The 24,147-nt window shown below is 65.6% G+C and carries 29 protein-coding genes; 26 read left to right on the plus strand and 3 right to left on the minus strand.

Annotation, left to right across the window (positions count from 1 at the left end; translation table 11 throughout):
- Window positions 1-50: 50 nt before the first annotated feature.
- The 5 genes from ISP15_RS05160 (at window position 51) to ISP15_RS05180 (ending at window position 4,574) form a co-directional block, all read left to right on the plus strand.
- A complete protein-coding gene (locus ISP15_RS05160) occupies window positions 51-683 on the plus strand; it encodes a FliH/SctL family protein (RefSeq protein WP_404545801.1) in 633 nt (210 codons plus the stop codon).
- 58 nt (window positions 684-741) lie between these two features.
- A complete protein-coding gene (gene fliI, locus ISP15_RS05165) occupies window positions 742-2,100 on the plus strand; it encodes a flagellar protein export ATPase FliI (RefSeq protein ID WP_404545803.1) in 1,359 nt (452 codons plus the stop codon).
- Entirely contained in the window at window positions 2,097-2,531 is a 435-nt protein-coding gene (gene fliJ / locus ISP15_RS05170; protein WP_404545805.1) for a flagellar export protein FliJ, read from the plus strand. Before fliI ends, fliJ begins: the two co-directional genes overlap by 4 nt.
- Before the next feature lie 70 nt (window positions 2,532-2,601).
- Window positions 2,602-3,879 carry a flagellar hook-length control protein FliK gene (locus ISP15_RS05175; RefSeq protein ID WP_404545807.1) on the plus strand — a complete coding sequence of 426 codons (1,278 nt, stop codon included), beginning with the start codon at window positions 2,602-2,604 and terminating at the stop codon, window positions 3,877-3,879.
- 149 nt (window positions 3,880-4,028) lie between these two features.
- Window positions 4,029-4,574, plus strand: coding sequence for a BP74-related protein (locus tag ISP15_RS05180; protein WP_404545809.1), 546 nt, complete (start codon window positions 4,029-4,031; stop codon window positions 4,572-4,574).
- 299 nt (window positions 4,575-4,873) lie between these two features.
- Here the strand turns inward: ISP15_RS05180 and ISP15_RS05185 are convergent, their stop codons facing one another.
- The gene (locus tag ISP15_RS05185; RefSeq protein WP_404545811.1) at window positions 4,874-5,029 is read right to left on the minus strand and encodes a hypothetical protein; all 156 of its coding nucleotides are present in this window, start codon (window positions 5,027-5,029) and stop codon (window positions 4,874-4,876) included.
- Between ISP15_RS05185 and ISP15_RS05190 the strand changes: the two genes are divergently transcribed.
- The 20 genes from ISP15_RS05190 to ISP15_RS05285 all read left to right on the plus strand — a co-directional run bounded on the left by ISP15_RS05190 (window position 5,028) and on the right by ISP15_RS05285 (window position 22,045).
- Window positions 5,028-5,525, plus strand: coding sequence for a flagellar basal body-associated FliL family protein (locus ISP15_RS05190; protein WP_404545813.1), 498 nt, complete (start codon window positions 5,028-5,030; stop codon window positions 5,523-5,525). The two genes, ISP15_RS05185 and ISP15_RS05190, sit on opposite strands and share 2 nt — an antisense overlap.
- Before the next feature lie 7 nt (window positions 5,526-5,532).
- The gene (gene fliM, locus ISP15_RS05195; protein WP_404545815.1) at window positions 5,533-6,549 is read left to right on the plus strand and encodes a flagellar motor switch protein FliM; all 1,017 of its coding nucleotides are present in this window, start codon (window positions 5,533-5,535) and stop codon (window positions 6,547-6,549) included.
- A complete protein-coding gene (fliN, locus tag ISP15_RS05200) occupies window positions 6,546-6,902 on the plus strand; it encodes a flagellar motor switch protein FliN (RefSeq protein WP_404545816.1) in 357 nt (118 codons plus the stop codon). The genes fliM and fliN overlap by 4 nt, the downstream gene beginning before the upstream one ends.
- Window positions 6,899-7,273, plus strand: coding sequence for a flagellar biosynthetic protein FliO (gene fliO / locus ISP15_RS05205; RefSeq protein WP_404545818.1), 375 nt, complete (start codon window positions 6,899-6,901; stop codon window positions 7,271-7,273). Before fliN ends, fliO begins: the two co-directional genes overlap by 4 nt.
- Complete coding sequence (gene fliP, locus ISP15_RS05210; RefSeq protein WP_404545820.1) at window positions 7,270-8,088, plus strand: flagellar type III secretion system pore protein FliP; 819 nt, start codon at window positions 7,270-7,272, stop codon at window positions 8,086-8,088. Before fliO ends, fliP begins: the two co-directional genes overlap by 4 nt.
- Before the next feature lie 25 nt (window positions 8,089-8,113).
- Window positions 8,114-8,383 (plus strand): flagellar biosynthesis protein FliQ, encoded by a 270-nt coding sequence (gene fliQ / locus ISP15_RS05215; protein WP_404545821.1) that lies wholly within the window; start codon window positions 8,114-8,116, stop codon window positions 8,381-8,383.
- Window positions 8,380-9,147: a flagellar biosynthetic protein FliR gene (fliR, locus tag ISP15_RS05220; RefSeq protein ID WP_404545823.1), complete on the plus strand. Its 768-nt coding sequence runs from the start codon at window positions 8,380-8,382 to the stop codon at window positions 9,145-9,147. The genes fliQ and fliR overlap by 4 nt, the downstream gene beginning before the upstream one ends.
- A 97-nt stretch (window positions 9,148-9,244) precedes the next feature.
- The gene (gene flhB, locus ISP15_RS05225; RefSeq protein WP_404545825.1) at window positions 9,245-10,384 is read left to right on the plus strand and encodes a flagellar biosynthesis protein FlhB; all 1,140 of its coding nucleotides are present in this window, start codon (window positions 9,245-9,247) and stop codon (window positions 10,382-10,384) included.
- A 31-nt stretch (window positions 10,385-10,415) separates the two neighbouring features.
- Window positions 10,416-12,506, plus strand: coding sequence for a flagellar biosynthesis protein FlhA (flhA, locus tag ISP15_RS05230; protein WP_404545827.1), 2,091 nt, complete (start codon window positions 10,416-10,418; stop codon window positions 12,504-12,506).
- Window positions 12,507-12,678: 172 nt separating this feature from the next.
- Window positions 12,679-13,992 (plus strand): flagellar biosynthesis protein FlhF, encoded by a 1,314-nt coding sequence (flhF, locus tag ISP15_RS05235; protein WP_404545829.1) that lies wholly within the window; start codon window positions 12,679-12,681, stop codon window positions 13,990-13,992.
- A gap of 127 nt (window positions 13,993-14,119) precedes the next feature.
- Window positions 14,120-15,061, plus strand: coding sequence for a MinD/ParA family ATP-binding protein (locus ISP15_RS05240; RefSeq protein ID WP_404545831.1), 942 nt, complete (start codon window positions 14,120-14,122; stop codon window positions 15,059-15,061).
- Window position 15,062: 1 nt separating this feature from the next.
- Window positions 15,063-15,800 carry an RNA polymerase sigma factor FliA gene (locus ISP15_RS05245; protein ID WP_404545833.1) on the plus strand — a complete coding sequence of 246 codons (738 nt, stop codon included), beginning with the start codon at window positions 15,063-15,065 and terminating at the stop codon, window positions 15,798-15,800.
- Window positions 15,801-16,011: 211 nt separating this feature from the next.
- Window positions 16,012-16,419 carry a chemotaxis response regulator CheY gene (cheY, locus tag ISP15_RS05250; RefSeq protein WP_404545835.1) on the plus strand — a complete coding sequence of 136 codons (408 nt, stop codon included), beginning with the start codon at window positions 16,012-16,014 and terminating at the stop codon, window positions 16,417-16,419.
- Window positions 16,416-17,060 (plus strand): protein phosphatase CheZ, encoded by a 645-nt coding sequence (locus tag ISP15_RS05255; protein WP_404545838.1) that lies wholly within the window; start codon window positions 16,416-16,418, stop codon window positions 17,058-17,060. The genes cheY and ISP15_RS05255 overlap by 4 nt, the downstream gene beginning before the upstream one ends.
- Window positions 17,061-17,062: 2 nt before the next feature.
- Window positions 17,063-17,287, plus strand: coding sequence for a hypothetical protein (locus tag ISP15_RS05260; protein WP_404545839.1), 225 nt, complete (start codon window positions 17,063-17,065; stop codon window positions 17,285-17,287).
- Window positions 17,287-19,212: a chemotaxis protein CheA gene (locus tag ISP15_RS05265; protein ID WP_404545841.1), complete on the plus strand. Its 1,926-nt coding sequence runs from the start codon at window positions 17,287-17,289 to the stop codon at window positions 19,210-19,212. The genes ISP15_RS05260 and ISP15_RS05265 overlap by 1 nt, the downstream gene beginning before the upstream one ends.
- Window positions 19,213-19,312: 100 nt before the next feature.
- Complete coding sequence (locus tag ISP15_RS05270; RefSeq protein WP_404545842.1) at window positions 19,313-20,053, plus strand: flagellar motor protein; 741 nt, start codon at window positions 19,313-19,315, stop codon at window positions 20,051-20,053.
- Window positions 20,050-21,132, plus strand: a complete 1,083-nt coding sequence (gene motD, locus ISP15_RS05275; RefSeq protein ID WP_404545844.1) for a flagellar motor protein MotD — start codon at window positions 20,050-20,052, stop codon at window positions 21,130-21,132. Before ISP15_RS05270 ends, motD begins: the two co-directional genes overlap by 4 nt.
- Before the next feature lie 9 nt (window positions 21,133-21,141).
- Window positions 21,142-21,618 carry a chemotaxis protein CheW gene (locus ISP15_RS05280; protein WP_404545846.1) on the plus strand — a complete coding sequence of 159 codons (477 nt, stop codon included), beginning with the start codon at window positions 21,142-21,144 and terminating at the stop codon, window positions 21,616-21,618.
- On the plus strand, window positions 21,608-22,045 hold the full coding sequence (locus ISP15_RS05285; protein WP_404545847.1) for a DUF2802 domain-containing protein: 438 nt from the start codon (window positions 21,608-21,610) through the stop codon (window positions 22,043-22,045). Before ISP15_RS05280 ends, ISP15_RS05285 begins: the two co-directional genes overlap by 11 nt.
- Window positions 22,046-22,191: 146 nt before the next feature.
- Here ISP15_RS05285 and ISP15_RS05290 read toward each other — a convergent pair whose 3' ends face one another.
- Window positions 22,192-22,470, minus strand: coding sequence for a flagellar biosynthesis protein (locus ISP15_RS05290; RefSeq protein WP_404545849.1), 279 nt, complete (start codon window positions 22,468-22,470; stop codon window positions 22,192-22,194).
- The gene (gene fliK / locus ISP15_RS05295; protein ID WP_404545851.1) at window positions 22,467-23,633 is read right to left on the minus strand and encodes a flagellar hook-length control protein FliK; all 1,167 of its coding nucleotides are present in this window, start codon (window positions 23,631-23,633) and stop codon (window positions 22,467-22,469) included. Before fliK ends, ISP15_RS05290 begins: the two co-directional genes overlap by 4 nt.
- A 177-nt stretch (window positions 23,634-23,810) precedes the next feature.
- Here fliK and ISP15_RS05300 point away from each other — a divergent pair, with 177 nt between their 5' ends.
- Window positions 23,811-24,134 (plus strand): STAS domain-containing protein, encoded by a 324-nt coding sequence (locus ISP15_RS05300; protein WP_404545852.1) that lies wholly within the window; start codon window positions 23,811-23,813, stop codon window positions 24,132-24,134.
- Window positions 24,135-24,147: the final 13 nt, after the last annotated feature.

Raw genomic sequence — 24,147 nt, forward strand, 5'->3', positions numbered from 1 at the left:
GCACCTCTCCTCGGCGGGGAGAGGGCGCACTTATATGGCGGGCCAGCGCGATGAACGGGGTCCTCAGCCGCGACAAAGTTTCCACTTTCGACCGGTGGGAGCCGCCCTCGATGGGCGACGCACCCGCGGCCGCACCTGAGCCCGCACCCGGTCCCACCGTGTTCGAACTGGAAGAAATCGAACGGCAGGCGCGCGAAGAAGGGTATGCGGCCGGCGTGGCCGAAGGGCGCGCCGCCGCGAAGCAGGAATTGGACGAAAGACTGGCGCGCCTGGATGCCCTGTGCATCGCAGCCGCCCGCCCGCTCGACGCATTCGACGACGCCACCGAACGCGAGCTGGCCCTGCTTGCCACGGTGATCGCGCGCCGCGTGATCGGCCGCGAACTGCAACTCGATCCCGCGTTGATCGAACTCGCCGTGCGCGAGGCCGCCGCTGCGCTGCCTTCGGCCACGCGCGAGCTGCGTGTGTGGGTCCATCCCAGCGACATGGACCTGCTGCGCGAACTCGGCGCGGCCGAACCCCATTGGCGCTTCGGGGCCGATCCCGCCTTGCGGCGCGGTGACTGTGTACTGGAAAGCGCGCGCTCGCGGCTGGATGCGCGCGTTACCACGCGCCTTGCCGCGGTCGTCGACGCGGTGATCGGCGACGATCGGGATGATGAAGAAGGCGAGGTGGTGGCGTGATCCAAGCTTGCCGCCCGCATCCATGTCAATCCGGCCAGCGCCGGCGGGGGACGCAAGCATGAATGCGCGTCCGTCACGCCCGGCTCGCTGGCAGCAACAGCTCGCGCGCCGCGCGCAGCACGCGCAAGCCGCGCAAGTGCTGACCGTGGAGGGACGCCTGCGCCGCGTCGTCGGACTGACGCTGGAAGCCGAAGGCTGCGAAGCGCCGCTGGGCGCGCGTTGCCTGGTCGATGCCGCCGATGGCACCGCGCTGGATACCGAGGTGGTCGGTTTTGCGGATGAACGCTTGCTGCTGATGCCGGTCACCGAAATGCATGGTGTATTGCCCAATGCGCGCGTGCGTCCCTGCACGCGCACGGGCGGGCTGCCGGTCGGCGAAGCATTGCTCGGCCGCGTGGTCGGCGCCGACGGCATGCCGCTGGATGGGCTGGGCCCGCTGCGTGCCGACGCGCATGCTGCGCTCAAGCGCGAGCCGATCAATCCGATGGCGCGCAAGCCGATCGACACGGCGCTCGACACCGGCGTGTGCGCCATCAATGCCTTGCTTACCGTGGGCCGCGGCCAGCGCATTGGCCTGTTCGCCGGTTCCGGTGTGGGCAAATCCACGCTGCTTGGCATGATGACCCGCTATACCGATGCCGACGTCGTGGTGGTCGGGCTGATCGGCGAACGCGGCCGCGAAGTCAAAGAGTTCGTCGAGCAGACGCTGGGCCATGAAGGCCGCGAACGCGCGGTGATCGTGGCCGCGCCGGCCGACGCGCCGCCGCTCAAGCGCCTGCGCGGCGCGCAGTACGCCACCGCGATCGCCGAATGGTTCCGCGATCGCGGCCAGCGCGTGTTGTTGCTGATGGATTCGCTGACCCGCTACGCCCAGGCGCAACGCGAAATCGCGCTGGCGATCGGCGAGCCGCCGGCGACCAAAGGCTATCCGCCTTCAGTATTCGCGCTCATGCCCGCCCTGGTCGAGCGCGCGGGCAACGATGCGCAAGGACGCGGTTCGATCACCGCCTTCTATACCGTGCTGACCGAAGGCGACGATCATCGCCACGATCCCATCGCCGATGCGGCGCGCGCGATCCTGGACGGCCATATCGTGCTGTCGCGCGATCTGGCCGAGGCCGGCCATTATCCGGCGATCGATATCGAAGCATCGATCAGCCGCGTGATGCCGGCGGTGGTCACGAAAGAACAGATGCGCGCCGCGCAGCGTTTTCGCCAGGTGTATTCGGCCTATCGCCAACGGCAGGACCTGATCGCCGTCGGCGCTTACCAGAAAGGCGCGGATGCACAGGTGGACCAGGCGATTGCCATGTGGCCGCGCCTGACCCGCTTCCTGCAGCAGGAAGTGGATGAACCGGTCGAACTGCGCGCCGCGCAGGAACGGCTGGGTGCCCTCGCTGCGGAGATCACGGCATGAGCTCGCGTTCGGATCGTTTGCAACCAGCGGTAGACCAGGCGCAAAAGCGTCAGCAGGATGCCTTGCAGCGCCTGGCCGAACACCAGCAGAAACTGGCCCATGCCGAGCAGCAGCTGGAAGAACTCAGGCGCTATCGCCTGGACTACAGCCTCAGCGACGGTGGCCTGACGGTCAGCGCCCTGCTCAACCGTCAACAATTCGTCGAACGCATCGACCAGGCCATCTTGCAGCAAGGCCGCCTGGTCGAACGCCTGCAACGGCAGGTCGACCAGGCACGCGAGCGCTGGTTGCATGCGCACGCGCGCGAAAACGCGCTGGATACGGTGGTGGAAGGCTTACGCGAGCAGGAGCAGCAGCGCGAACAGCGCCTGGAACAGGCCGAAGTGGACGAGCGCATGCAATACCGCAATCGCCGCGTGGGCCGGTCATGATGGCGCCGGCGAGGAATGGCGCAGTTTTTGCTGCGCAAGCAATGATCGTCTGCCGAACGAGTATCCGCGCATGAGTGCCAGCCCTTTACCCGCCGTCCCGGCCGCCCCGCCAGCGCCAATGAGCAGCAGTGCGCCGCCATCATCGGCCAGCCGCCAGCGCAACGATGGCGCTTTCCAGGCGCGCTTGCAGGACGCGCGGCAAGAAAACGAGGCGTCTTCCAGCGACAAGTCGGATGCGTCCAGCAGCACCAAGGCGACCAGCGGCCAGGGCGGAACCAGCGCTGCCGGCACCGCCAAGCCCGGTGCGGACCCGTCGGCCCAGGACGCGGCGCAGCAGGACGACGCGGACAGCGATAGCACGCTCGCCGTGCCCGATGCGATATCGCTCGCCAGCGCCGTGCTCCATCTGATCGACCATGCCGTCGGCGACAGCGGCAGCCATGGCGCGCCCGTCGCCAGCGCCACCAAGTCCACGCAGCAAACAATTGCCAAGCATGCCGCGCCATCGCAACCGGCTGGATTAATGGCGCCGCTACCGTTGCCGACGACAGCGGCGGTCAGCAACGGCAATGCCGATGCGGGTGCCGCCATCGGCGGCGCGACAGGCGGCGCAGCAGCATCGTCATCCGCGCTGTTGTTGCACAAAGCATTCGCGAATGCGGCAGATTCTGGTGCTGGCGATGCCGACTCCGGCGCCGCCAGTGCATTGGGCGATGCCAGCGCAGCGGCACAAGGCGGCAGCGCCGATCCGACGCAAGCGCTGGCCGGCGCGCTATCCGCGGCGAGCCATGTCGCCATCGCTTCGACGGCAGCCGCACCGGCGGCGGCGGCGGCCACGCCAGGCGGAGCTGACGTGAGCGCGTTGGCGGGTCTCGGCGCGGTATCGAACGCGATGCCTGCCGCCACGGCATCCACGGGGCACAGCCTCGGCATGAACGCGCCGGTCGGCTCTTCCGGTTTTGCCAAGGAACTCGGCCAGCAGGTCACCTGGCTTAGCGGGCAGGAGGTCAAGCAGGCGCAGATACGCCTCAATCCGCAGGACCTCGGCCCGCTCGATGTGAAGGTAAGCGTCGAGCACGGCCGCGTCGACGTGGCCTTCATGACCCAGCATCCGGCCGCCACCGCAGCCGTACAGCAAGGGCTGGGGCAACTCAGCCAGATGCTCGGCGGGCACGGCCTCTCGCTCGGCCACACTAGCGTGGGCCAACAGGCGCAACAGCAATTCAGCGGCCACCAGCAGGCGCAAGATGGCTCGCGGTTATCCAACGATGGGGAAGACCCGGCCGAGGTTGGCGCAATCGGCGCATCGCAGCGTGTTGCCATCGGTCTCGTCGACGCCTTCGCCTGAAGAAGCACCGGCTCGCCGATCGGCCGGCCTACATCGAAATGTGATTGCAGACAGATAAACAAGCGCTAACGCTGTTTACGGTATCAGCCAGGCCGACGTGTTTTCGGCCGTGCGCGGGCGCAGTCAACCCACAGCAAAGGCATCGTTGCTTGCTGCGCTTATGGAAAAAACAACGCCGCCCAGGATCAGGCGCGGCGAGCCAGGAACTGGCTTTGAAAGGAGCATTACTTATGAAAATCAAAGCGATCATGTCGGCGGCCATGGGGTTTGCGTGCGTGGCGGCTATCGCCTGCCTGTCACCCGCTTACGCCGCTACGACAGCTGGACAAGCCACGGTGGCTTATTTCTCGTTCGTGCAAACCGGAATGCTTACGCGAATGCCGCACGAATTCGTATTCGCGGTAGATGATCCGGTATTGGTGGAGCAAATACGGGACGTCATTGCGAACAGCTCCGCCTCCGCAGATGTGCATATTGCCGGCAGGATCGACATCGGGCGCGAAGCCTACAACGAGGAATGGCCATTCCATCTCGTGCCAGGAACAGTCCATTTATTCCGCAACGCCCCCGAAGTCTGCCACGCCACTCCGTTCGAAATCGAGGAGCATCTGGCGGAAGTAGGCGGCGCGTTCCTTCCAGGCAACGAATGGTGTTCCTGGAACTCGAGATTGGTTCGCGAGGTTGCCGTGCCATAGGCGCGGCATGCCGCAACGCAGAACCTAACAGCCATCAATGGCTGGCCCCTCTCGTTGTGAGAGGGGCCAGATGCGTTTACGGCGGCGCGGCCTGGGCTTGCAACAGGTTGTTGCCGAACGCATTCGCCAAGCTGGCGGTATCAAACGCGAGCAATGATCCGCAACGATCAAGGAATCGCAGCTTTTTTATTGCGATCTCTGACAAAAGAGTGTCGCCCCCGGACGGCCACCAGTCACCTGGCTGCGTCCGGCCCTGACGGAATCGCCACGCCAAACCCGCGCCTGCCTTCCGCCGCGCGTCAATAAATTGCCATGGCCGCTTCACGCCATCCGTGAAAACCGCGCTGCGCTGCGATCCGCCGCCATGGCACGACGCTTGCTAAAACTCCTGTAGACAAGCCTGCTCCATGCGAGCCAGGCAGCGCGCTTTCTACGTTGGAGTTGAGGTCGTTCATGGCTTACGCCGAGGATGTCGAGGATGAAGTGCCGGTCGTCACCCCCAAGAAAGGTGGCAAAGGCAAGTGGGTAGCCATTGGCGTGGTGGCGCTGGTATTGCTTGGCGCAGGTGGTTATGCGTTGACCCGCCCGCACGCGGGGAAAGCGGGTGCGGAAGCGGCCGAAGCGCCAAAGGCGCCCGAAATCTTCCTGCCGCTGGATCCGGCTTTCGTCGTGAATTTCCAGGACCAGGACGCCACCCGCTATCTGCAGGTCGGCGTGACCGTGATGACGCATGACCAGACCGCCGTGCAGGCGATGAAAGACAGCGATCCGGTGATCCGCAACGCGCTGGTGATGCTGTTCAGCAGCCAGACCTACGCGGGACTGAGCGATACCGCCGGCAAGCAAAAGCTGCAGGCCGAAGCGCTGGATGCGGTGCGCAAGATCGTGGCCGACCGAACCGGCAAGCCGGATGTCGACGCGCTGTACTTCACCAGTTTCGTCATGCAGTGAGAGAGCGATGAGCGACCTGCTATCCCAGGAAGAAATCGACGCCCTGCTCAATGGCGTCGACGACGGCAAGATCGAAACCGAAAGCGACGTGCCGCCGCCGCCGGGCACGGTGCTGGATTTCGACTTCACCCAGCAGGATCGCATCGTGCGCGGGCGCCTGCCTACGCTGGAAATGATCAACGACCGCTTCGCGCGCTTCTTCCGCACCGCGCTGTTCGGCGTGCTGCGCAAGACCTGCGAAGTGTCGGTGCTCGGCGTGAAGATGCTCAAGTTCAATGAATACGTGCATGGCCTGGCCGTGCCCAGCAATCTCAACCTGATCCGCCTGAAGCCGCTGCGCGGCACCGGGCTGGCGGTGATGGAGCCGCGGCTGGTGTTCACCGTGATCGACAACTTCTTCGGTGGCGACGGCCGCTACCACGCGCGGATCGAAGGCCGCGATTTCACGCCGACCGAAAACCGTGTGATCCAGATCCTGCTTGCCGAAGTGTTCGGCTCGATGACGGAGGCGTGGGCGCCGGTGATGCCGGTGCAATTCGAATTCCTCAATTCGGAAATCAATCCGCAATTCGCCAACATCGTGAGCCCGACCGAGACAGTGGTGGTGTCACGCTTCCATGTCGAACTCGATGGCGGCGGCGGCGAAGTACACCTCACCCTGCCTTATTCGATGGTGGAGCCGATCCGCACCATGCTCGACGCCGGTGTGCAAAGCGACCGCATGGGCGAGCGCGACGAACGCTGGATCCATTGCCTGCACGACGAAGTGATGGATGCGGAAGTGGAACTCAGCTCACTGCTGCTGGAAACACAGATCAGCATCGGCGACTTCCTCGGCCTGCGCATCGGCGATGTGATTCCGGTCAACATGCCCGAGGCCACTACGGTCTTCGCCGAAGACGTACCGGTCTTCCGTGGCCACTACGGCCAATCCAACGGCCGCTATGCGGTGCGCTACAAGGTCGCGGCCGGGCGTCGCGCGCCGCTTCCCTCCCTCGACTTCAGCCAAGAAAAAATCTCATGAGCCAGAGCATTGATATCGCCGCCGTGGCAGCGAAGAACGGCGAACGTCCCCTCGAGTTCGACACCTTGAACGAGGCCGGCGGCGAACCCGCCGATGTCAGCCTCGACATGATCCTGGATGTGCCGGTGACGCTGGCGATGGAAGTCGGCCGCACCCGCATCAGCATCCGCAATCTGCTGCAACTCAACCAGGGTTCGGTAGTGGAGCTGGATCGTGCCGCGGGCGAGCCGCTGGACGTGTTCGTCAACGGCACCCTGGTGGCGCACGGCGAAGTGGTGGTGATCAACGAAAAGTTCGGCATCCGCCTGACCGACGTGATCAGTCCGGCCGAACGGGTACGGAAGCTCCGATGAGCAGCCTGACGTTTGCGCCGGCGGCGAGCATGCCCGACGTCAATGTCACGGGCGAACTGATCCGTGTGGTGCTGAGCCTGGGCGCCATCGTGGCGCTGATCTTCGTGGCCGGCTGGCTGACGCGCCGGTTGCAGTCGCGCCAGTTCGCCGGTGGGCGACGCTTGCGCTGCGTGGAATCGATGCAGGTCAGCGCGCGCGAGCGGGTACTGTTGATCGAAGCCGATGGCAAGCGCCTGCTGGTCGGCGTGGGGGCCGGCGGCGTGCGTGCCCTGCACGTGTACGAAGGCAGCGTGCCGGTCGAGCCGGCGCCGGCGCTTGCTCCGCTGCCGCCGTTCGCGGAGCTGTTGGGCCGCCTGGGACGCAAGTCATGAAGAAGTGGTATTGCCGCTTCATCGTGTTGTGCCTGCTCGGCTTGCTGCCGCTGGGAGTCCGCGCGGCCACGGCCGCCAGCACCGCCACGGTTTCCGCGGCGGTGACACCGATCGCGCCGATCGCGCCGATTTCATCCTCGGCCGGCATTCCGGTACTGACCGTGCAGAACGCTGGCGCCGGCCAGAATTGGAGCCTGTCGTTGCAGGTGGTGGCACTGATGACCGTGCTCACCGTGCTGCCGGCCGTGCTGCTGATGATGACCTCGTTCACGCGCATCATCATCGTTTTGAGCTTCCTGCGGCAGGCGCTGGCTACGCAATCCACGCCGCCGAACCAGGTGCTGCTGGGGCTTGCGTTGTTCCTGACCTTCTTCGTGATGTCGCCCGTGCTCGACCGTGCCTACGAGAATGGCGTCAAGCCGTACATGGATCACCAGGTCAGCGCGGACGTCGCGATTCCCGCCGCCGCCGCGCCGTTCAAGCGCTTCATGCTGAACCAGACGCGCGATACGGACTTGCAGCTGTTCACGCGCCTGGCCAGGCAACAACCGTATGCCAGCAAGGATGACGTGCCGTTCCGCGTCGCGATGCCGGCTTTCGTCACCAGCGAACTGAAAACCGCGTTCCAGATGGGCTTCCTGCTGTTCATTCCCTTCCTGGTGATCGACGTGGTGGTGGCGAGCGTGCTGATGTCGATGGGCATGGCGATGGTGTCGCCGTCGATCATCTCGCTGCCGTTCAAGATCATGCTGTTCGTGATGGTGGACGGGTGGTCGCTGCTGATGGGTACGCTGGCAGGGAGTTTCTACACATGATCGCCGCCAGCGGGAAATCGCCGCCATGACGCCGGAGTGGGTCATCAACTTCGGCCAGCATGCGCTCTATGTCGCCATGATGGTGGCCGCGCCGCTGCTGCTGACCGCGCTGCTGGTGGGGTTGCTGGTCGGCATCATCCAGGCGGCCACGCAGATCCACGAGATGACGCTGAGCTTTATTCCGAAGCTGCTGGCGATGGCGCTGGTCGGGTTGCTGGTGGGCCCTTGGATGCTGCGCACCCTGGTGCAATTCACGCACGACATCATCGTGGGGCTGCCCGGGGCGATCAAATGACGATCCAGATGTCGGCGCTGATCTACTGGCTGTCCGGCCTGTTGTGGGCGCTGGGCCGGGTTGGCGGCTTGTGCATGGTGGCGCCGATCTTCAGCGCGACGGTGATGCCGGCGCGCCTTCGCGTGGCGGTCATCGTGGTGATTACCCTGGTGCTGTCGCCGCTTGCCCCGACGCAGATGGATCTGTTCAGCGCGACCGGCGCCGCGACCATGGTGACGCAGATCCTGATCGGCGGCAGCATCGGTTTCGTGCTGCAACTGGTGTTCCAGGCTGTTTCCTATGGCGGCATCCTGATCGGCCAGAGCATGGGATTGGGGTTCGCCGAAATGGTCAGCCCCACCAGCAACGCCAGCGCGCCGGTGCTGGGGCAGTTCTATCTGGTGATGGTGTCGTTGCTGTTCCTGGCGATGGACGGCCATTTGCAGGTGATATCGCTGCTGGCCGGAAGCTTTCGCAGCCTGCCGCCCGGCGCCACCGGCCTCGATGAAAAATCCCTGTGGGCGATCGTGCTCGCCGGCGGCGACCTGTTTTCCGGTGCGCTGCGCGTCGCCTTGCCCGCGATGACCGCCTTGCTGCTGGTGAACATCGGCTTCGCCGCTACCAGCCGCGCGTCGCCGGCGATGAATCTGTTCGCGGTCGGCTTTCCGATCAGCATCTGCATGGGATTCATCGCGCTGTGGCTGGGGTTGCGCGGCATCGCGAGCGCCTATGCCGCCTTGCAGGGCGTGGGCTGGACTTTGATGCAGCGATTGGCGGGCTTTTGATATGTGCGGCGAAGCCCACATGAACGCGCTATCTGCCTCCTCTCCCCTGCGGGGCACGCGCAGAGGAAGGAAATCGCCAGGAGCTGAGGACTAGCCCATGGCCGAGACCGAAAACGAAGACCGCACCGAACGAGCGTCGGAAAAACGCCTCCAGGAAGCGCGCGACAAAGGCGAGATACCCCGCTCGAACGATCTTTCCGCCGCGATGGTGGTACTGGCCGGCGCCAGCATCCTGCTTTCCTACGGCAGCAGCATGTACGTCCACATGCAGCGCATCTACACGCTGGGCATGGGCTATTCGCGCGAAGACCTTTTCAGCGACCGCCTGACCACCCATGTGCTGGGCGCGGTCATGCACGAAATGCTCGGCGTGCTCGCGCCGGTGTTCGCCGCCACCTTGCTGGCGGCGGTGGGTTCGTCGGTGCTGATCGGCGGCTTCAATTTCAGTGCGGAAGCGTTGATACCGAAGTTCGAACGGCTCGATCCGATCGCCGGCCTGGGCCGCCTGTTTGCGCTGCGTGGCCTGGTTGAGCTGGCCAAGTCGCTGCTCAAGGTGGTGTTCATCGGCGGCGCGCTGGCGCTGCTGTTGCGTCACGACGAAGCCGCCGTGATGACCACCGGCAACGGTTCGGTGGGCGCGGGCGTCGGCGCGGCGCTGTCGCTGGTGGCGCATGCGGCCATGTTGTTCGCGGTGGTGCTGGGCCTGATCGGCGGTATCGACGCAATCTGGCAGCGCTTCGACTACGACCGTCGCCATCGCATGTCCAAGCAGGAAGTGAAGGACGAGCACAAGGACACCGACGGTAATCCGCAGCTGAAGGGGCGCATCCGCCAGATGCAGTACCAGATGGCGCGGCGGCGCATGATCCAGGAAGTGCCCAAGGCCGACGTGATCGTGGTCAACCCCACACACTTCGCGGTGGCGCTGCGCTACGACGATGCACGCATGCGCGCGCCGCGCGTGATTGCCAAGGGCGTGGACGTGCTCGCCCAGCAGATCCGCATGGTGGCTGCCGCGCACCACGTGCCGCTGGTGGAGGCGCCGCCGTTGGCGCGCGCGTTGTACGCCACTACCGAACTGGGCCATGAGATCCCGGCCGCGCTGTACGTGGCGGTCGCGCAGATCCTGGCCTATGTCTACCAATTGAAGCAGGCCGTCGAGCGTGGCGCGCCTGCTCCCGAAGTGCCCAGGCCGGATGTCGATCCCGAGCTGCAGGGCCGCTACCGGCAACCGTAACCCAAGCAAGCAACCGTCAAGGCGACAGGGCATGGCCACAGCAAGCGTTCTGGATACTTTCAAGCAGGTGAGCCGCCGCGGCGCGGGTGCGCCGGTGGTGATGCTGGCGATGCTGGCGATGCTGATGCTGCCGTTGCCGCCGTTCGTGCTGGATATCCTCTTCAGCTTCAACATCGCGCTGTCGCTGGTGATCCTGCTGGCGGTGGTGTACGTGATGCGGCCGCTGGAATTCGCGGCGTTTCCCACGGTAGTGCTGATGGCCACGCTGTTGCGGCTGGCGCTCAATATCGCCTCCACCCGCGTGGTGTTACTGCACGGCCACGATGGCCCCGGCGCCGCCGGCAAGGTGATCGAAGCGTTCGGCGAGTTCGTGATCGGCGGCAATTTCGCGGTCGGCCTGGTGGTATTCGCCATCTTGATGATCATCAACTTCGTGGTGATCACCAAGGGCGCCACCCGCGTGTCGGAAGTCACCGCGCGCTTCACCCTCGATTCGATGCCCGGCAAGCAGATGGCGATCGACGCCGACCTCAACGCCGGCCTGCTGACGCAGGAACAGGCGCGCGAGCGCCGCCAGGAAGTGCGCGAAGAAGCGGATTTCTACGGCTCGATGGACGGCGCGTCGAAGTTCGTGCGCGGCGATGCCACCGCCGGCATCCTGATCCTGCTGATCAACATCGTCGGCGGCTTTTTCGTCGGCGTGCTGCAGCACGGCCTGTCGGCCGCCGAAGCGGCGCGCACGTATACCTTGCTCACCATCGGCGATGGCCTGGTCGCGCAAGTGCCCTCGCTGATGCTGTCGATCGCCACCGCGGTGATCGTCACGCGCGTGTCCAAGTCGCAGGACATGGGCAAGCAGATGGTGGGCCAGGTGTTCGCGCAGCCGCGCGCGCTGGCTGTGGCCGGCGTGGTGCTGCTGGTGATGGGCCTGATTCCCGGCATGCCGAACGTTGCCTTCCTGATGCTGGCCGCCGCCTGCGGCGGCGCGGCCTGGCTGATGATCCGGCGCGAACACGAAGCCAAGGAACGCCTGGCCAAGGCCTCGGCCGAAGCGCTGCCCGCGCCGGCCACGGCCGAGCGGCTGGAACTGGGCTGGGAAGACGTCGCCAGTGTCGATCCGGTCGGCCTGGAAGTGGGCTACCGGCTGATCCCGCTGGTGGACAAGAACCAGGGCGGCGAGCTGATGTCGCGGATCAAATCGGTGCGCCGCAAGCTGTCGCAGGAGCTGGGTTTCCTGGTGGCCGCGGTGCATATCCGCGACAACCTAGACCTCGGCCCCAACACTTACCGCATCGCCCTGATGGGCGTGCCGATGGGCGAGGCCGAGGTGTATACGGAGCGCCACCTGGCGATCAATCCAGGCCGCGTGCACGGCACCCTGCAAGGCGTCGCCACGCGCGATCCCGCGTTCGGGCTGGAAGCGGTGTGGATCGAGAACAGCCAGCGCGATCACGCGCAGACGCTGGGCTACACGGTGGTCGATCCGGCCACGGTGATCGCCACCCACCTGTCGCACATCCTGCAGAACCACGCGCACGAGCTGCTCGGCCACCAGGACGTGCAGCAACTGCTCGACCGCCTCGCGCAGACCGCGCCCAAGCTGGTGGAAGACCTGGTTCCCAAGCGGCTGTCGCTGGGCGTGGTGGTGAAAGTGCTGCAGAACCTGCTCGCCGAGCGGGTGCCGATCCGCAACATGCGCAGCATCGTCGAGTCTTTGGCGGAGCATGCCGGGCAGAGTCAGGATCCCGGCGCGCTGACCGCCTATGTACGGGTCGCCCTGGGCCGCCAGATCGTCCAGGAAATCGCCGGCCTGGGCACCGAAATCCCGGTGCTGACGCTGGCGCCGGAGTTGGAACAGATCTTGCTCGGATCCCTGTCAAGCAGTGGCGCGGCGGGTGCGGCGGTGGAGCCGGGGCTTGCCGACCGCTTGCAGCAGAGCGTGGCGGAAGCGGCGCGGCGGCAGGAGGCCAGCGGCGAACCGGCGGTGATGCTGGTGCAGCCGCAACTGCGTCCGTGGCTTTCGCGCTTCACCCGCCACGTGGCCCAGAACCTGCATGTGCTGGCTTACAACGAAGTACCGGACAACCGTCGCGTGCGATTGGTGCAGGCGATAGGGCGATAGCCCTGCGGGCCAGGATGGCCCGAGCAGAAAAAGTGCAGGACGCACTTTTTCCGCATCAAGCATGACGGTGGTTAGGTAGCAGATAAGTCTTGGAGCATCGGATGATTGACATCAGCGTGAATACAAAGTGGCTCATGCACGCGACATCCGAGGTCGAAGTCAGGAGCATGCCATGAAGATCAAACGTTTCCTGGCTCCCGACATGCGCCAGGCCATGCGCGACGTGCGCGCGGAACAGGGTGCCGACGCGGTGATCCTGTCGACGCGCCGCATGGAAGAAGGCATCGAGATCATCGCCGCGGTCGACTACGACGAGACGCTGATGCGCGAGGCCGTGCGCCACAACGCGCCCGCGCCGGCGATCACGCCTGAAGCGATCAAGCCGCCGCTGAAAGAAGTCGCCAGGGAACTGCCGAAGGAGCGCATGAAAGAAGTGCCCAGGGAGCCGGTCAAGGAAGTGCGCGCCACGACACCACCACCGCCGCCGATGCCGGTCCCGCCCAGCGAGATCGCCGCGCTGCAGCCGATGATGGAACAGAACGCGCTGGAGACCGCGCGCATGCGCACCGAACTGGGTGGCCTGCGCCAGTTGCTCGAGCAGCAGCTTTCCAGCCTGGCGTGGAACGATATGGAACGCCGCAGCCCGATGCGCGCGCGCGTGCTGCGCGACATGTCGCGGCTGGGCATCGAGACCGATGTGGCGCGCCAGCTGATCGACGAGCTGCCCGAGGAATTGAATGCCGACCAGGCGCGCTACCTGCCACTGGGCCTGCTCAGCCGCAGCCTGCAAGTCAGCGGCCGGCGCCTGGCCGATACCGGCGGCGTCACCGCGCTGGTCGGTCCCACCGGCGTGGGCAAGACCACGACGATTGCAAAATTGGCCGCGTGTGCGGTGATGAACCATGGCCCGGCCAAGGTGGCGCTGGTCAGCACCGATCACTACCGCATTGGCGCGGCCGCGCAGCTGGAACATTACGGCCGCCTGCTGGGCGTGCGCGTGTATCCGGCCTACGACGCGGCCGGCCTGGCGCAGACGCTCAACCTGCTGCGCGATCACCACACCGTGCTGGTCGATACCGCTGGCGTGTCCGGCAACGATCCGCGCCTGCAACAGCAGATGGATGTGTTGCGCGACGCCGGCGTACAGGGCGGCGCGAAGCTGCGCGCCTGCCTGGTGCTGGCGGCCAATGCGCAGGCCTCCGCGCTGGACGAATCCGTGCGCGCCTACCTGCCGCTGCGCCCGGGCGCATGCATCGCGACCAAGCTGGACGAGGCGCCGAGCCTGGGCGGCTTGCTGTCGACGCTGATCCGCCACCGGCTGGCGCTCGATTGCACCACCGACGGCCAGCGCGTACCCGAGGATATCGCCGCCGCCGATGCGCGCGTGCTGGTGTGCCGCGCGGCGCAGACACCGAAACGGCTGGGCTCCGGCCCGGACGACCTGGACATGGCCGAGCGCTTCGGCCTGGCGGTGGCCGGTCTATGAACACGGCGCACTTCAACGAATTTCATCGCCGCGCGAGCGTGGTCCCGAGCCTTGGACGTTCCCTGGCCAAGGCGGCAGGGAAGCATGAGGGTGCACGGAACGTATCAACGCACACGGGCGTCAACGCATGAGCGAGGCATTGCAAGTGAATCAGGCAGCAGGCTTGCACCATCTTTTTTCCGCCGCCCGCGAACACCGGGACGAGCTGGACAGTTTCCACCAGGCGGCGAGCCTGCGCCCGGTGGTCGGCAAGTGTCGCACCACGCGCACCATCGCCGTCGCCGGCGGCAAGGGCGGGGTCGGCAAGACCACGGTCGCGGTGAACCTGGCGATGGCGATGGCGATGGCCGGGCGCGACGTGATGTTGCTGGATGCCGACATGGGCGTCGCCAACATCGACGTGCAGCTTGGCCTGAACCCTACGCGCCATGTCGGCCATCTGCTGGAGGGTCACTGCACCTTGCAGGACCTGATCATGCCGGCCCAGCACGGCCTGAAGGTGGTGCCGGGCGGCTCGGGCGTGCGCCGGCTGGCAAAGATGGGCAACGGCGAGCACGCCGCGGTGATCCGCGCCTTCGACGAGCTGATCCAGCCGCCGGAGTTCCTGGTGGTGGATACCGCCGCCGGCGTCGCCGACAACGTGGCGATGTTCGCCGCGGCCGCCGACGACGTGCTGATCGTGGTCTGCGATGAGCTGGCCTCGCTGACCGATGCCTACGCGCTGATCAAGATCCTGGCGCACGACTTCGGCGTGCGGCGCTTCCATATCGTCGCCAACATGGTGCGCCAGGCTGGCGACGCGAAAAAACTCTACGAAAAACTGGCGCGGGTATGCGGGCGGTTCCTCGACGTAGCCCTCGATTACATGGGCATGCTGCCGTATGACGAATGGCTGCGCCAGGCCATCCGCCGGCAGGGCGCGGTGGTGGACCTGTGGCCGTCCAGCCGTGCGGCGGTCGGATTCAAGCAATTGGCGGGTGCGGTCGATACATGGGGAAAACCCGCGTGCCCGGACCTCGGACGCATTGCTTTTTTCAGCGGCCAGAACATACCGGCCGCGGGGTGGTGACATGAACGTGGCTTCGGAATACCTCCAGCTGCAGCGCGAAGATGCGGACCAATTGGTGCGCCGGCACGCGCCGCTCGTGCGGCGGATCGCCTATCACCTGATGGGACGGTTGCCGCCCAGCGTGGATGTGGGAGACCTGGTGCAGGCGGGCATGATCGGCTTGCTGGAAGCGGCGCGAAACTTCACCACCGATCGCGCGGCCAGCTTCGAGACGTATGCGGGCATCCGCATCCGTGGCGCGATGCTGGACGAACTGCGGCGTACCGACTGGACCCCCCGTTCGGTGCACCGCAAGGTGCGTGAAGTGGCCGAGGTGGTGCGGCAGATCGAAAACGAAACCGGGGCCGACGCGGAAAGCGCCGAAGTGGTGAAGCGGCTTGGCATCAGCGCCGAGGAATACCACCAGGTGCTGGCCGATGCGACCAGCGCGCGGCTGCTCAGCCTGACCGCGCCGGACGACGGCGAAGGCGGCGAGGGCAGTGCGCTGGATGTGGCCGACCACGACAACCTCGGCCCGCAGGACAGCATCGAGCAGAACGGCCTGCGCGAAGCGCTGGCCGAAGCGATCGGCACGCTGCCCAAGCGCGAGCAACTGGTGATGTCGCTGTACTACGAGCAGGAATTGAACTTGAAGGAAATCGGCATGGTGCTTGGCGTAACCGAATCGCGCGTATGCCAGATCCATGGCCAGGCGCTGGTGCGGCTGCGCGCGCGCATGGGGGACTGGCGCGATGGTTGACCGCAACAACATGTGGAAAGGCTGCGCACGCGCGCGCCCTCTGCCCACCGGGGAGGGGGCTGGGGTGAGGGGTCAGCCTTGCGAGGCGTCGCATCCATAGGCCGGCGCTTCAAAAAACTATCGCGCGAGCTTGCTCCCTCACCTCGATCCTCTCCCCGGTGGGGAGAGGAAGAACAACTCCCCACCCGTTTCTGCTTTCGGAGAAAAAGCGTTGGACAAGAACATGAAAATCCTCGTGGTGGACGATTTCTCCACCATGCGGCGAATCGTCCGCAACCTGCTGGTCGAACTGGGTTTCAGCAATCCGCTGATCCAGGAAGCCGACGACGGTCATAACGCGCTGGCCATGCTGAAGGCCAACCCCTTCGACATGGTCGTCACCGACTGGAACATGCCGAACATGACCGGCATCGAGTTGCTGCAGGCGATCCGCGCCGAGCCCAAGCTCAAAGGCTTGCCGGTGCTGATGGTGACCGCCGAGAACAATCGCGAACAGATCATCGCCGCTGCCCAGGCCGGCGTGAACGGATACATCGTCAAGCCCTTCACGGCGGTCACGCTGAAGGAAAAGCTGGACAAGATCTTCGAGCGCCTGGCTGCCAGTGGAGCCTCCGCATGAACGCCCCCGATAACGCCGCAGTCAGTGAAGGCCTGCCGCCCGAAGTCCTCGCATTGCTCAACAGCACCGACGGCGCCGCTTTCGAGCAAGCCCTGGACACGATGGTGCGCCAGCGCGAGCAACACCTGTTCCGCGCGCTTGGCGTGCTTGCGCGCGATTTGCACGGTGCGGTGAGCCGCCTTGGCAGCGACCTGGCCAACGAAGGCGTGCCCGACAGCATGGTCGACGCACGCAACTACCTGGCCGAAGTACTGGAAATGAGTTCCAAGGCGGCCCATCGCAGCCTGGATTTCGTCGACCGCATCCGTCCGGAAGCCGAAGCGCTGTCCAACAACGCCGTCGCCGTGCTTGATTTCAACAACAGCGAAACCGATCCGGCCGCGGTGCTGGCGCGCCAGGCACAAGTGTTCGCGAATGCCTGCTGCGAAGGCCTCAACGACATGGTGCTGGTGCAGTCGTGGCAGGACCTGGCCGGCCAGCGCGTCAAGAAAGTGGTGAGCTTTATCGAGAGCGTCGAATCCTCGCTGCTGGAACTGGTGCGGCTCACGGGTGCGCTCGCCGGGCGCGAAGCGCCGGTGGAAGTGGCCAAGGTGTCCAGCCAGGACGAAGTCGATCGCTTGCTGAGCGAATTCGGATTCTGAGCATGCAGCGAATGCGCGGCACTTCGGCGAAACGAACGATGGCCCTTTTCCTGGAGGGCAGGTTGGCGGGTAACGCTTCATCTCGCCGCGATGTCATGCCCGCGAAGGCGGGCATCCATCTGCACGTTCCGCGGGCGAGCAACGTGGATGCGCGTTTGGGTGGGCACGGCGCGAAAAGACTGGGCGTCGCCAGAAAGAACAGCGGCATGGCCAAGGATGCACATTGATGGATCCGAACCTGGACAGCGAGCTGCGTGACGACTTCCTGGTCGAGGCCGGGGAGTTGGTGCAACGGCTGGGCGAACAGCTGATCGAGCTGGAAGCTTCGCCGCACGATCGCGAGCTGCTCAACGCGGTGTTCCGCGTGTTCCACACGGTCAAGGGCGGCGCCGGATTCCTCGGCGTCGAGCCGATGGTACAGCTGTGCCACAACGCCGAGGAATTGCTCAACGACGCACGCAACGCCAGGCTGGTATTGAACGCGGCGCATATGGACGCGCTGCTCGAAGCGCTGGACCTGCTCAATGCGATGATGTCGGCGCTGGCCAACGGCGAGCCGATGACGCCGCCGCCGCAAGCATTGTTGCAGCGGCTGCAACCGGTGGTGGATGCCGTGCCGATGGCCGACGCCGCGCCGGCGCGCGCCGCCGATCCGGTCGAAGTGGAATTCGAAGCGCTGCTCGATACCTTGTATGGCCGTGGCGGCGTCCCCGGCGCTCCCGCGCATGCGGCCAAGGAAATCGGCGACGACGAATTCGAAAGCCTGCTCGATACCCTGCACGGCAAGGGTGCCGCACCGGGCGCGAAGCCGGAGGTGGTGGAAAAGGCCGACATCAGCGAGGACGAATTCGAAGCCTTGCTGGACAATCTGCATGGCAAGGGCGCGGCACCGGGCCACGTGGCTGCGGCGCCGGCTCCTGCGCCCGCACCGGCTCCTGCACCAGGCGCCGCCCGTTCGCCCGCCGCCAAGCCGCAAGGCGAGAACACGGTGCGCGTCGATACCACGCGCCTGGATACGCTGGTCAACCGCGCCGGCGAGCTGGTGTTGTTGCGCAATCGCCTGTTGAGCCTGGCTACCCGCAGCGAGAACGAATCGCTGTCGGCGATGGCGGGCGATCTCGATCGCGTTTCCGACGATCTGCAAACCGCCGTGCTGGGCATGCGCATGCAGCCGGTAGGCCGCCTGTTCCAGCGCTTCCCGCGCATCGTGCGCGATCTTGCGCGCCAGCTCGGCAAGGAAATCGAGCTGATCACCCAGGGTGAAGACACCGATCTGGACCGCAGCCTGGTCGAAGCGTTGGCCGATCCGCTGATCCACCTGTTGCGCAACGCCGTCGACCACGGTCTGGAAGATCCGGCCGGCCGCGCGCGTGCCGGCAAGCCGGCCAAGGGCAAGGTAACGCTGTCGGCCAGCCAGCGCGGCGAACGCATCGTGATCTCGGTCAGCGACGACGGCCGTGGCATGGATCCGGAAGTGCTGCGACGCAAGGCGGTCGAAAAAGGCGTGATCGACGCCACGCAGGCCGCGCGCCTGTCGGAAGTGGAATGCTATGAACTGATTTTCCGTCCCGGCTTCAGCACTGCCGCGACGATCTCCGATATCTCCGGCCGCGGCGTCGGCATGGATGTGGTGAAAACCCGCGTCGCCGAACTTGGCGGCACCTTGCAGGTGCATTCGCGCCTGGGTCATGGCAGCACGCTGGAACTTACCGTACCGCTGACGCTGGCGATCCTGCGCGTATTGATGGTGCGCGTGGCCGATCGCCTGTTCGCGCTGCCGCTCAGCAACGTCAGCGAAGTGTTCGAACTTTATCCGCAGCACGATCACCTGCTCGATGGCCGCCGCGTTGCCGCGCATCGCGGCCGCGCGCTGGTGCTGGGCGACCTGGCCGACTGGGCCGGCGTGCAAGGTGCCGGCGGACACCACGGGGTGGTGCTGCACGTAGGGCATATGCATCTGGGTTGCCTGGTGCATGAAGTGATCGGCCGCGAGGACGTAATGGTGAAACCGCTTGGCCCGCTGTTCGAAGGCGTACCAGGCGTGGCGGGCGCGACCGTAACCGGCGACGGCCGCCTGGCGCTGGTGCTGGACCTGGCAGCCCTGTCGCAGGACGACGGACGACTGCTGCCTTCGCTGAAGGTGTCGGCATGATGCACGCGCACTTCGCCGCGACACGCATGACTCCCTCTCCCCTGCGGGGCACGCGGAGAGGGAGCCATAGCAAGATCGCGTTGACGCACGGTGAGTCGGCATGGACGTCGTAAGCATCGCCGGCACCATCCTCGCCTTCGTGGTGCTGATCGTCGGCGCCATCCTCAAGGGCACCGACGTTTCCGCGCTGTGGAATCCGGCGGCGTTCGTGATCGTGTTCATCGGCACCATCTCCGCCTTGTTGTTGCATACACAGGGCAAAGTACTCAAGCGTGCGGCGGGCATGTTGAAGATGGTCTACAAGCCGCCGGAATTGCATCCTTCGGACCTGATCAGCCGGGTGATCGGCTGGAGCGAAATCTCGCGCCGCCAGGGCCTGCTCGGGCTGGAATCGCACATCGAGGCCGAAGAAGATCCGCTGGTGAAGAAGGGCCTGCAATTGCTGGTCGACGGCAGCGAGCCCGAAGCGATCCGCAGCGTGCTGGAGCTGGAAGTGGAAACGCGCGAGCAGGCCGATCTGCATGCTGCGAAAGTGTATGAGCAAGGCGGCGTGTATTCGCCCACCATGGGCATCATCGGCGCGGTGCTGGGCCTGATGGCGGTGATGCGCGATCTCACCGATCCGGCCAAGCTCGGCCATGGCATCGCCGCGGCGTTCGTCGCCACCATTTACGGCATCAGCCTGGCCAACCTGTTGCTGCTGCCGATCGGCGCGCGCCTGAAGGCGCTGATCAACAAGCAGACGCAGGTGCGGGAAATCTTGATCGAGGGCTTGATCTCGATCGCGCAGGGCGACAACCCGCGGCAGATCGAGAGCAAGTTGCAGGGTTATCTCGTATGAGACGCCGGCACAAGCACGAAGAGCACGCCAATCACGAAGCCTGGGTGATCCCGTATGCGGATCTGCTGACCTTGCTGCTGGCGCTGTTCGTGGTGCTGTATGCGATGTCGAGCGTCAACACCACCAAATATCGCGCGCTGGCGCAGGCGATTTCGGCTGCTTTCAACGGCTCGCGCAGCGTGATCCAGCCGATTACGCCCAACCCGTCGCAATCGAGCATGCCGGTGCCGACCAACAAGCCGGCGCCGATCCCGCGCACGCCGCTGGCGCAGATCCTGCTGCCGGTGCTGACCCAGCACATCGCCACGCCGGCGACCGAGCAAGGCAAGGCTTCGGACCAGAACAAGAACCGACTGAGCGACGAACAGCAAAACCTCGAACGCATCCGCAACGAAGTCGAGCACGCGCTGCAACCGCTGATCGACAAGAAACTGGTGATCGTGCGGCGCACGCCGAACTGGCTGGAAATCGAAATCCGCACGGACATTCTGTTCCCCAGTGGCGTCGCCACGCTGTCGCCATCGGCCAACCAGGTGCTGAGCAGCCTCGGCACGATCCTGGCGCCGTTTGCCAACCCGCTGCGCGTGGAAGGCTATACCGACGACATGCCGATCGATACCGCCGTGTATCCGTCGAACTGGGAGTTGTCCGCCGCACGCGCCGCCAGCGTGGCGCGGCTGTTCGCCGAGCACGGCGTGGATCCGGAGCGGCTGGGCATCGTCGGTTGGGGGCAGTATCGTCCCGCGGCCGATAACGCCAGCGAAGACGGACGCAACCGGAATCGCCGCGTGCTGGTGGTGGTGCTGAGCGACAAGGCGGGACCGCGACGCTTCTATACCAACAGCGACCAGATCAACCAGACCGCCGACGCAGATGGCCATGCCACGGACGATTCGAACGCCGCGCCCGTCGCGACACCGGTTTCCGCCGCGCTTGCCGCGCCCGTCCATACGGCGCCGCTGGTGGTGACGCCGGGCGGGCTTCCGTCCGCGCCGGTGATCACGCCGATCGCGACCATCGTTGCCACGCCAGCGGCGACCTCGCCGCCGCAACCCGTCACACCCCAGAGCAAGGGATAGGGCCCGCGCATGAACCTTGTGTCCGATATCGAAAAAATCGCGAGCGAACCGTGGCTGTCTTTCCAGTTGGGAGGACAGCACTACGCCGTATTGCTGAATAAAGTCAGCGAAGTGATCCGCGACCAGCTACCCACGCCGGTGCCCGGCGCGGCCGCGGACTTGCTCGGCATCTGCCATCTGCGCGGGCACATCGTGCCAGTCATGGACGGGCGCCGCCGCCTTGGGCTGGAGCGGGCGTCAGCGCCTGATCCGGCCTCGGTGCGCATCGTGGTGTTCGCGCATGACACGCATCGCGTCGGTTTGCGGGTGGACGCGGTGGGGGATTTGCTGCAGCCGAAGGCAGCCGCCATCGAGCCGCCACCCGCGCGTCCGGCGCGGATGGACGATCCCGTGCAGGCGGTAATGGGTTGGCAGGGTGGTTTTGTCGCGCTGCTCGATGTCGCGCGTGTGTGCCGTCTTCACCGGGAGTTGAAAGATGTTGCTTGAAACGACAGTGGTTTTGGTAGTGGCGCTGCAGGCGGTCGCGATCGTCCTGCTCTGGCAGCAAGGCCGTCGCTTGAAACGTGGCGTGCGCATGAAACGCGGTGGGGCCGCCAGCGGCGGCGAAGCCGGCGGCGTGCCGGAACTGCTGATCGTCAATGCGCTGAGCAAGATCGATCATCGCCTGGGCATGCTGGAGGAACGCACGCAGCAGCGCGCGGCCGAGCCGGCGGCGTTGCGGCGTTCGGTCGAGGTGCCCGCCACGCAGATGACGTCGCTGCGGTCGGCGGGCCATCACTCTTCCGCCAGCAATTACGAACTGGCGCAGCAACTGGCGCGCGAGGGTAGCGGCCTGGATCAGTTGATGGCGTGCTGTGGGTTGTCGCGCCACGAAGCGGAGCTGGTGCTGCGTTTGTACGCCAAGCGCGCCTGAGCGGCTTTCGGATGTTCCTCCTCTCCCTCCGGGGAGAGGATCGAGGTGAGGGGGACACTCTGGCGCCGTTGCATATCGAAGCGACGCTTCGAAGAATGCTTGCCGCGAGGATGGCTGGAGGGGAGAGGATGTTTCTTGCGACAGGGCTAGGCGTCCGCCTTGCGTGAAGCCTCATAGATGCTCGCCAGCACGGCCGCAGCCGCGGCATATAAAAGCGGCGGTACTTCCGCGCTCATGCGCAGCGATACCAGCAGCGCGGCGATCTGCGGATCGTGGTGCATCGGCAGGCCCAGCGCTTGCGCATGCCGGAACAGGTTTTCCACATCGTGCGTGGGGAAGTTCGCCGAAGCCTGGGTGCCATCCGCGCCTCCCGGCAAGCGAAGCACTACCTTGCGTTGCGGGGCGGGCAGCAGCGGCGCGCTCATACCGTCGCCTTCAGGAATACCGCGCTGACGCTGTTGCCGGCCTGCGGCAGGCCGAACTGGCAACTCAGTTGATCGAGGAACAGGCCGGTGGCATCCAGCCGTGCGCGCAGGTCCTCGAACTGATTTTCAAGGCGATCCACCGTATCGCGATGCTGCGCCCACAACCGCACCGACAGGCGCAAGCCACGCAGGTGCAGTTCGCCAACCAGCGGTCCCAGCGGCGGCAGGTCCAGCGAAAAACCCATCGTCCAGCCTTGTTCGGCTTCTTGCTCGTGCTTCAGCGACAGCTGCAGCACGTCGGCGCCGTCTGCGTTCTGTACCGGAATCTCCACCATCCAGTGATGTGGGTTGGCCTGCAACTGCGCCACTTCCAGTCGCGCCAGCGCGCCCTGCACGTCGGTATACAGGCGTGGCAGGAAGTCGGTGGCCTCGCCGGAACTGGCCAGTTCCTGCGGCAGCGGCAGGCGTCCCTGGGGTACGACGCCGCGGTAAAGCAGCGGCGGATCCACTTCGTCGTCGGCGCTTTCGCCAGGCAGCGGCTGGCCTTTCAGGATCGAAACCAGGCGCAGCATGGCGCCCTTCATGTCATCGTGCGCGGTGGTTGCTTCATTGGCCGGCGCCTGGGCCAGCTGCGATTCGAGGAACAGGCCGCTGCGATTGACCGCCTGGCGCAGGCCTTCGCCGGTTGCCAGTTCTTGCGGCGTGCTCATGCTGTGTTCGAGCAGGGCCAGCGCCGAACGCAAATACGGCGGCAACTGCTTGACGAGCGACCATTGCGACAACGCGCCGATGGTGGCGAGCAGCGGCGCATAACCGTTCTGCTGCGGCAGCCGCTCGCGCAGGGCCTGGTTGAGATGGCTGTCGAGCCGGGAATCGGCCCCGAGTATTTCCAGTTGCGGTTGCGCGCCAAGGCTCAACACGCGCACCTGGAATTGCGATGGAAGGCGGGTGCCGGGCGCCTCGGCTTCTACCGTAAGCGCGCCTACCTGCAAGACCATCAGCCCCTGTTCGGTAATGCCAAGCGGACGCGCGGACAGCACGCTGCCAATACGCCAGCCTTCTGAGCTGGCGCCGGCGGCGGCACCGAGCCAGGTCAGTGCGGCAACGCTGGTTGGCTGGATGATCACGCTTGGTCCCTCGGCCAGCGACAGGCTGGCTCGCACGTTTACGCGAACCTTGATGGCTATCGGCCGGACCGGTTCGAACTTTAGCGCCAGTTGCCCTGGTCTACATCCAGGCAAGGCGTCGCGGCATGCCCGCGCACCCGCCGCCGACCTCTAAAGCTGCCACCGGCCCGGCCGATAAAACCCCCATACAGATATCCGTCGAGGGCGTGGGCTATGGGCGGCAAGGGCAAAGGCGATGCGGTAGCGGTAAAGGGCGAGGCGCGGGTAGGCATGCCCGCCGATTGCCGCATCGCCGACGTAAGCGATCTGCACCGGCAGTTGCGCGAGGCGCTGGACGCCTCGCGCATCGTGCTGGACGGCAGCGCGGTGGAGCGCGTGGATACGGCGGCGCTGCAATTGCTGGTTGCGTTCCAGCGCGATGCGGGCACGCGCGGATGTCCGGTGAGCTGGGCCGGGGCAAGCGCGCCGTTGCGGGATGCGGCTGTCCAGCTCGGCGTGGCACAAGCATTGGCATTGCCGGCAACCGTGCCGGCCTGAACTTGAGGTGGAA

Origin of the sequence: Dyella jejuensis, assembly GCF_044904675.1 — a bacterium.
In the GTDB taxonomy this organism is placed as follows: domain Bacteria; phylum Pseudomonadota; class Gammaproteobacteria; order Xanthomonadales; family Rhodanobacteraceae; genus Dyella_B; species Dyella_B jejuensis.

What these genes read in the sequence shown, in the direction of transcription:
- flhF (WP_404545829.1), top strand. Translation starts at nt 12,679, where the DNA reads ATGAAGATCAAACGTTTCCTGGCTCCCGACATGCGCCAGGCCATGCGC.
- fliJ (WP_404545805.1), top strand. Translation starts at nt 2,097, where the DNA reads ATGAGCTCGCGTTCGGATCGTTTGCAACCAGCGGTAGACCAGGCGCAA.
- ISP15_RS05260 (WP_404545839.1), top strand. Translation starts at nt 17,063, where the DNA reads ATGCAGCGAATGCGCGGCACTTCGGCGAAACGAACGATGGCCCTTTTC.
- fliP (WP_404545820.1), top strand. Translation starts at nt 7,270, where the DNA reads ATGAAGAAGTGGTATTGCCGCTTCATCGTGTTGTGCCTGCTCGGCTTG.
- motD (WP_404545844.1), top strand. Translation starts at nt 20,050, where the DNA reads ATGAGACGCCGGCACAAGCACGAAGAGCACGCCAATCACGAAGCCTGG.
- ISP15_RS05175 (WP_404545807.1), top strand. Translation starts at nt 2,602, where the DNA reads ATGAGTGCCAGCCCTTTACCCGCCGTCCCGGCCGCCCCGCCAGCGCCA.
- ISP15_RS05245 (WP_404545833.1), top strand. Translation starts at nt 15,063, where the DNA reads ATGAACGTGGCTTCGGAATACCTCCAGCTGCAGCGCGAAGATGCGGAC.
- ISP15_RS05270 (WP_404545842.1), top strand. Translation starts at nt 19,313, where the DNA reads ATGGACGTCGTAAGCATCGCCGGCACCATCCTCGCCTTCGTGGTGCTG.
- ISP15_RS05240 (WP_404545831.1), top strand. Translation starts at nt 14,120, where the DNA reads ATGAGCGAGGCATTGCAAGTGAATCAGGCAGCAGGCTTGCACCATCTT.
- ISP15_RS05190 (WP_404545813.1), top strand. Translation starts at nt 5,028, where the DNA reads ATGGCTTACGCCGAGGATGTCGAGGATGAAGTGCCGGTCGTCACCCCC.
- flhA (WP_404545827.1), top strand. Translation starts at nt 10,416, where the DNA reads ATGGCCACAGCAAGCGTTCTGGATACTTTCAAGCAGGTGAGCCGCCGC.
- ISP15_RS05300 (WP_404545852.1), top strand. Translation starts at nt 23,811, where the DNA reads ATGGGCGGCAAGGGCAAAGGCGATGCGGTAGCGGTAAAGGGCGAGGCG.
- ISP15_RS05160 (WP_404545801.1), top strand. Translation starts at nt 51, where the DNA reads ATGAACGGGGTCCTCAGCCGCGACAAAGTTTCCACTTTCGACCGGTGG.
- fliM (WP_404545815.1), top strand. Translation starts at nt 5,533, where the DNA reads ATGAGCGACCTGCTATCCCAGGAAGAAATCGACGCCCTGCTCAATGGC.
- ISP15_RS05285 (WP_404545847.1), top strand. Translation starts at nt 21,608, where the DNA reads ATGTTGCTTGAAACGACAGTGGTTTTGGTAGTGGCGCTGCAGGCGGTC.
- fliI (WP_404545803.1), top strand. Translation starts at nt 742, where the DNA reads ATGAATGCGCGTCCGTCACGCCCGGCTCGCTGGCAGCAACAGCTCGCG.
- ISP15_RS05255 (WP_404545838.1), top strand. Translation starts at nt 16,416, where the DNA reads ATGAACGCCCCCGATAACGCCGCAGTCAGTGAAGGCCTGCCGCCCGAA.
- fliO (WP_404545818.1), top strand. Translation starts at nt 6,899, where the DNA reads ATGAGCAGCCTGACGTTTGCGCCGGCGGCGAGCATGCCCGACGTCAAT.
- fliR (WP_404545823.1), top strand. Translation starts at nt 8,380, where the DNA reads ATGACGATCCAGATGTCGGCGCTGATCTACTGGCTGTCCGGCCTGTTG.
- ISP15_RS05185 (WP_404545811.1), bottom strand. Translation starts at nt 5,029, where the DNA reads ATGAACGACCTCAACTCCAACGTAGAAAGCGCGCTGCCTGGCTCGCAT.
- ISP15_RS05290 (WP_404545849.1), bottom strand. Translation starts at nt 22,470, where the DNA reads ATGAGCGCGCCGCTGCTGCCCGCCCCGCAACGCAAGGTAGTGCTTCGC.
- fliN (WP_404545816.1), top strand. Translation starts at nt 6,546, where the DNA reads ATGAGCCAGAGCATTGATATCGCCGCCGTGGCAGCGAAGAACGGCGAA.
- ISP15_RS05280 (WP_404545846.1), top strand. Translation starts at nt 21,142, where the DNA reads ATGAACCTTGTGTCCGATATCGAAAAAATCGCGAGCGAACCGTGGCTG.
- ISP15_RS05265 (WP_404545841.1), top strand. Translation starts at nt 17,287, where the DNA reads ATGGATCCGAACCTGGACAGCGAGCTGCGTGACGACTTCCTGGTCGAG.
- fliQ (WP_404545821.1), top strand. Translation starts at nt 8,114, where the DNA reads ATGACGCCGGAGTGGGTCATCAACTTCGGCCAGCATGCGCTCTATGTC.
- flhB (WP_404545825.1), top strand. Translation starts at nt 9,245, where the DNA reads ATGGCCGAGACCGAAAACGAAGACCGCACCGAACGAGCGTCGGAAAAA.